Genomic DNA, 6,587 nt, shown 5'->3' with positions numbered 1-6,587 from the left:
GATCGACCAGCAACTGAAGATTCGCGGCTTCCGGATCGAACCGGGCGAAATCGAGGCGCGGATTCTGGCGCAGGCGGGTGTGGGCAATGCGGCGGTGCTGGCTGTCGAGGGCCCCTCCGGCGCGCGGCTGGTGGCCTATGTGGTGCCGGCCAGCGCTGCCCAGATGGACGTGGCCGCCGTGCGCACGGCATTGGCCGCCGAATTGCCCGACTACATGGTGCCGGCGGCGTTCGTCGTGATCGACGCCCTGCCCCTGACCCCGAACGGCAAGCTGGACCGTCACGCGCTGCCGGCGCCGGCATTCGAGAGCGCCCAGACCTTCGTCGCCCCCGAGGGCGAGGTGGAAACCGCACTGGCCGGCATCTGGGCCGAAGTACTGGGCCTGCCGCGTGTGGGCCGCTCGGACAACTTCTTCGAACTCGGCGGCGACTCGATCCTGAGCCTGCAGATCGTGGCGCGCGCCCGCGCGGCCGGCTGGCTGCTGACGCCGCGCCAACTCTTCGAGCGCCAGACACTGGCCGAACTGGCCGCCATGGCGGCGTCGGTGGCACACGACGCCGACGCCGGCAACGCGGTGCCCTCCGGTGCGGTCCCGCTGCTGCCAATCCAGGCTGATTTCTTCACCATGCCGATGGCCCGGCGTCACCACTGGAACCAGTCGGTGCTGCTCGATTGCCGGGACGGGTTCGATTCCGGGGCACTGGCAGCAGCGCTGGGCGATCTGGTCGCCCATCACGATGCGCTGCGGCTGCGGTTCGTCGAAGCGTCGGGCGTCTGGCAGCAGACGTACGCCGAAGCCGAGACCTGCGCTGACCTGCTGTGGGTGCGAGAAACCGCAACGGAAGCCGAACGGCTGGCGCACTGCGAGGCCGCCCAACGCAGCCTCGATCTGGCGCACGGTCCGCTGCTGCGCGCTGTCGCGCTGCGGACCGGAGACCGCTGGCAACTGCTGCTGGCGATCCACCATCTGGTGGTCGATGGCGTCTCGTGGCGGGTGCTGATCGAGGATTTGCATGCGGCCTATCGGGCACGGCTGAATGGCGAAGCTGCAGCACTGCCGGCGCGCACGGCGTCGTACCAGCGCTGGGCCGAAGCCCTGCGCGACAGCGCCGCCCGCCGTGGCGAGGAAATCCCGCATTGGGAGGCGCTTGCTCAATTCGACGCCTCCTTGCCGGCAGACGAAGCCGCCGGCTCCCTCACCATCGCCGACCGCGCCAGCGTGACGCTGACGCTGCCGGCCGACGTCACGCAATCGCTGCTCCAGCGGGCGCCCGCCGCCTATCGCACGCGGGTCAACGACCTGCTGCTGACAGCGCTCGTTCCCGGTGGCGCTCGACGGCAGCGGCGAGATCGGCACGGCCATCCGCACGGTCAAGGAGCAACTGCGCGCGGTGCCCGGCGAAGGCATCGGCTTCGGCCTGCTGCGCCGCTGGGGCACGCCGGCCCAGCAGTCGGCGCTGGCGGCGGTGCCCAAGCCCGAGGTGGTGTTCAACTACCTGGGCCAGTTCGATGCAAGCTTTGCCGAAGGCGCCGCGTGGCGGCCCGCGGCCGAAGGCACGGGCGCTAACCAGGACGCCGCGACGCCGCTTTCCCATGCCTTGTCGATCAGCGGGCAGGTTTTCGACGGGCGGCTGAAGCTGTCGTTGGCCTATGCCGGCACGCGCTACCGCGCGGCAACGATCGAAGCGCTGGCGGCGGCCTTGCGCGGGGAGCTGGAGGCGGTGGTCGCGCATTGCACGTTGGGCGCCACCGGGCTCACGCCGTCGGATTTCCCGCTGGTGCGGCTGTCGCAGCCCGAACTCGACAGCCTGCTTCTCGATCCTGCCCGTGTGCAGGACCTCTACCCGTTGTCCCCGATGCAGACGGGCATGCTGTTCCACAGCGTATTTGCCCCGGAAGGCAGCGCGTATACGAACCAGTTGCGCGTCGACGTCGACGGCATCGACCCCAGTCGCTTCGTCGCGGCGTGGCAAGCGGTGCTGGCGCGCCACGACAGCCTGCACTGCGGCTTCCTCCATCGGGAGGCGTCGCCACTCCAGTGGGTGGCCCGGGACGTGGCCCTGCCGATGATCGTGGAAGACTGGGCTGGCCGGGACGCAAGCGATATCGACGCTTTCGCGGCCAGCCAGCGTGCCCAGGGATTCGATCTCAGGCAGCCGCCGCTGATGCGTGTGGCGCTGCTGCGCACGGGGCCCGATCGCCATCATCTGGTCTGGACCGTCCACCATCTGCTGCTGGACGGCTGGAGCACCGCGCAGTTGCTGGGCGAGGTACTGCGCCACTACGCCGGTGAAGCATTGCCCGGCGTGGCGGGCCGTTTTGCCGACTACATCGGCTGGCTGCAATCGCGCGATGCCGACGCCAGCGAATCGTTCTGGCGCGATCAGCTGAAGGCACTCGACGAGCCGACGCGCCTGCTGGCGGCGCTGCGCGCCCCGGACGCGGCCGAAGCGGGCCGCCATGGGCAAGGCGAGCAACTCCATGCGCTCGATGCGGGCGAAACGGCGGCGCTGGCCAGCTTTGCCCGCGCGCAGAAGGTCACGCTCAATACGCTGGTGCAGGCCGCGTGGCTGCTGGTGCTGCAACGCTGCACGCGCCAGCCCGCCGTGGCGTTCGGCGCGACGGTGTCCGGCCGCCCCGCCGATCTGCCGGCCGCGCAGCAGATGCTTGGGTTGTTCATCAATACGCTGCCCGTGATTGCCACGCCGCAGCCGGAACAGGCCGTCGGCGACTGGCTGCACACGGTGCAGACGCTGAACCTGGCGTTGCGCGAACACGAGCACACGCCGCTCTACGACGTGCAGCGCTGGGCGGGCCGTGGTGGGCAGGCCCTGTTCGATTCCCTCGTCGTGTTCGAGAACTACCCGGTCGACGCCGCGCTGCGCCGCACGCCGGGCGGGCTGTCGTTTGCCAACGTCCGCAATCTGGCCGAGACGAACTACCCGCTGACGCTGCTCATTGCCCAGACCGATACGCTGCACCTGACCTGCCGCTTCGACCGCACGCTGCTGGCCGACGCGCAGGCGCGGCAATTGGTGGACACGCTGTTCGCCGTATTGCGGCAGATGGCCGCCGACGGCGCGGCACCGCTGGCAACCATCGGGCTGCTGGCACCCGCAGAGCGCACGGCGGCGCTGGCCGCCGGCACCGCACCCGTGCCATACCCGGCGGCCGAGCCCGTTCACAGGCTGTTCGAGGCCCGGGCGGCCGCGCGGCCCGATGCGGTGGCCCTCGTCTTTGGCGACGCCACGCTGACCTATGCCGAACTGAACCGGCGCGCCAACGCGCTGGCCCATCGCCTGATCGCGCGTGGCGTGGGGCCGGACGTGCCCGTGGGCGTGCTGGCCGAACGCTCGGTGGAAATGGTGGTGGCGCTGCTGGCGATCCTGAAGGCCGGCGGCGCCTACGTGCCGTTCGATCCGGACTACCCGGCGGACCGGCTGGCCTACATGATCGACGACAGCGCGGTAGCGGTGATCCTGGTGCAACGGCCAGAGGCCATGCCGGCGTCGAGCGGCGTGGTCGCCTCCATCGATCTGACCGATCCGGCGCTGTACGCCGGCGACGATTCGGGCAACCCCGCGCCGTTGCTGTCGGCCGAGCATCTCGCCTACGTGATCTACACGTCCGGCTCGACCGGACGGCCCAAGGGCGCCGGCAACCGGCATGGCGCGCTGCATAACCGGCTGTGGTGGATGCAGGCGCAGTACCGGCTGGACGCCAGCGATACCGTGCTGCAGAAGACGCCGTTCAGCTTCGACGTGTCCGTCTGGGAGTTCTTCTGGCCCCTGATGACGGGCGCGCGGCTGGCGCTGGCCGCGGCGGGCGATCATCGCGATCCGCAGCGCATCGCGGCGTTGATTGCCCGCCACCGCATCACCACGCTGCACTTCGTGCCCGCGATGCTGCAGGCGTTTGTCGGCGACGGGACCGATGGCGCGCTGGCGGCATCGTGCAAGAGCGTGCGCCATGTGGTGTGCAGCGGCGAGGCCCTGCCTGCCGATCTGGCGCGACGCACGATGCACCTGCTGCCGTGGGCGGCCGTGCACAACCTGTACGGGCCGACCGAGGCAGCCATCGATGTCACGCACTGGACCTGCCGCGACGACGGCGGGCATTCGGTGCCGATCGGGCATCCCATCGCCAACGTCAGCGCCCATGTGCTGGACGCCGCGCTGCAGCCGGTACCCGCCGGCGTGGCTGGCGAGCTCTATCTCGGCGGTGCCTGCCTGGCGCGCGGCTATCTGGGGCGCGCGGCGCTGACGGCCGAGCGCTTCGTCGCCGACCCGCACGGCACACACGGCGAGCGCCTCTATCGCACCGGCGACCTCGCACGGCGCCATGCCGATGGGCATATCGAATATCTCGGCCGCCTGGACCATCAGGTCAAGATTCGCGGCCTGCGGATCGAACTGGGCGAGATCGAGGCGCGGCTGCTGGCGCACGACGCCGTGCGGGACGCCGTCGTCATCGCGCTGACCCAGGACGGCCCGGCCCGGCTGGTGGCGTACGTGGTGCCGGCCGACGAGGCGGGCTGCGATATCGACGGCCTGCGCCAGTGGCTTGCGCAGGCATTGCCCGACTACATGGTGCCGAGCGCCTTCGTGGTGCTGGAGCGGATGCCGGTCACGCCGAATGGCAAGCTCGATCGCCGCGCACTGCCCTCGCCCGACTTCGCGGGTACCGCCGAATACGAGGCGCCGCAGCCGGGCATCGAAACGACGCTGGCCGAGATCTGGGCCGCCGTGCTGAAGGTGGCACGCGTGGGCCGCGGCGATAACTTCTTCGAACTCGGTGGCGATTCGATCCTGAGCCTGCAGATCGTCGCGCGGCTGCGCACGCAGGGCTGGCAGCTGACGCCCAAGCAGTTGTTCGAGCGGCAGACGCTGGCGGAGGTGGCGGCCGTGGTGACGGCGCTCGATGCCGCGTCCGCACCGTCGGCGCCGGTGCGCGAGCCGTCGCGTGCTGGGGATCTCGCGCCGGCACGGCTGTCGCCGGCGCAACTCGACGCGCTGGGGCTGGACGTCGACGCGGTGCAGGACGTCTATCCGCTGTCGCCGATGCAGGCAGGCATGCTGTATCACAGCCTCGCCCGCTCGGATGCTGGCGGCGGCGCCTATATCAACCAGTTGCGCGTCGACATCGACGGGTTGGACGCCGGGCGCTTTGCAGCGGCCTGGCGGGACGCGCTGCGCAGCCACGACACGCTGCGGACCGGCTTCCTCCAGCGCGGCGAGCAGCCTTTGCAGTGGGTGGCGCGCGACGTGGTGCTGCCGTACGCCGAGGAGGACTGGTCGCTGCGTGCGCCGGCATCGCTGGGCGCCGCGCTCGACGAACTGGCGGCCGCCGATCTGGCACACGGCTTCGATCTGGAACGTCCGCCGCTGATGCGCCTGACGCTGGTACGCACGGCGGCAGCGCGCCATCACCTGGTGTGGACCGTCCACCATCTGCTGGTCGACGGCTGGAGCACGTCGCAATTGCTGGGCGAGGTGCTCCAGCGCTATGCCGGCGAAGCGGTAGCGGCACCGGAAGGCCGTTTTGCGGACTACATCGACTGGCTGCAGGCGCGCGACGCGCAGGCGGCACAGGCGTTCTGGAGCGGATCGCTGGCGGGATTCGACACGCCGACGCGGCTGGCGGAGACACTGGCCGCACCGGCCTCCGGCAGCGGATATGGCCTGCTGCAGCACGCCTGCAGCGCCGCGCAGACCGAGCGGCTGGCGGCATACGCCCGCGCGCAGAAGGTCACGATGAATACCGTGGTGCAGGCGGCGTGGCTGCTGCTGTTGCAGCGCTACACGGGCCAGCGGCGCGTGGCGTTTGGCGCCACCGTGGCCGGCCGCCCTGCCGAGGTGCCCGGCGCCCAGCAGATGCTGGGACTGTTCATCAACACGCTGCCCGTGCTGGCCGAGCCGCGTGCCGCGCAGGATCTGGGCGACTGGCTGCGGGAATTGCAGGCGTTCAACCTGTCGGCGCGGGAACACGCGCACACGCCGCTGTCGGACATTCAGCGCTGGGGCGGCCAGGCCGGCCAGCGCCTGTTCGACAGCATCCTCGTGTTCGAGAACTTCCCGCTGGAAGACGCGCTGGCGTCGGCCGGGCGCAGCGGCCTGCGCTTCGAGACCCAGGGCAGTACCGGCCTGACCGAGTACGAGATGGACGTCGAAGTCAGCCTGCGCCAGACGCTGCGGCTGAGCTTCACCTATATGCGGCGCGCGTTCGACGCCGAGCAGGTGGCCGCCATCTGCGCGCAGATGATGGCGCTGCTCGGCGCGATGGGGACGTCGCCCGCGCAGACCGTGGGGTCGCTGAGCCTGCTGGGGCCGGATGAACAGGCGGCGCTGCTTGCGCTAGGCCAGGGTGAGGTGCCCGCCGATGCCTGCATGCCGGTCCACGCGCAGATCGCCCGCCACGCGCTGGCGCAGCCGCAGGCTGTTGCCGTGACCTGTGGCGAGCAGACGCTGCGTTATGGCGAACTGCTGGCGCGTGCCGATCGTCTGGCCGCCGTGCTTCATGCACGCGGCATCGGCGCCGAGGATCGTGTGGGCATCGCCCTGTCCCGCTCGCTCGACATCATCGTCACG

Annotated in this window: 1 protein-coding gene and 1 pseudogene; both read left to right on the top strand. The window is 70.5% G+C overall.

Features of this window, described 5'->3' with window-relative positions; all coding sequences use genetic code 11:
• Nucleotides 1-79: 79 nt before the first annotated feature.
• A pseudogene (locus AB4061_RS40170) lies at nucleotides 80-1,258 on the top strand (condensation domain-containing protein); the annotation flags it as partial.
• Nucleotides 1,259-1,325: 67 nt separating this feature from the next.
• On the top strand, nucleotides 1,326-6,587 hold a 5,262-nt coding region (locus AB4061_RS40165; RefSeq protein ID WP_441641600.1), incomplete at its 3' end, for an amino acid adenylation domain-containing protein.

The sequence above is a fragment of the Cupriavidus sp. YAF13 genome, from assembly GCF_052113425.1.
Classification (GTDB): domain Bacteria; phylum Pseudomonadota; class Gammaproteobacteria; order Burkholderiales; family Burkholderiaceae; genus Cupriavidus.
This window is presented reverse-complemented; position numbering and strand designations above follow the sequence as displayed.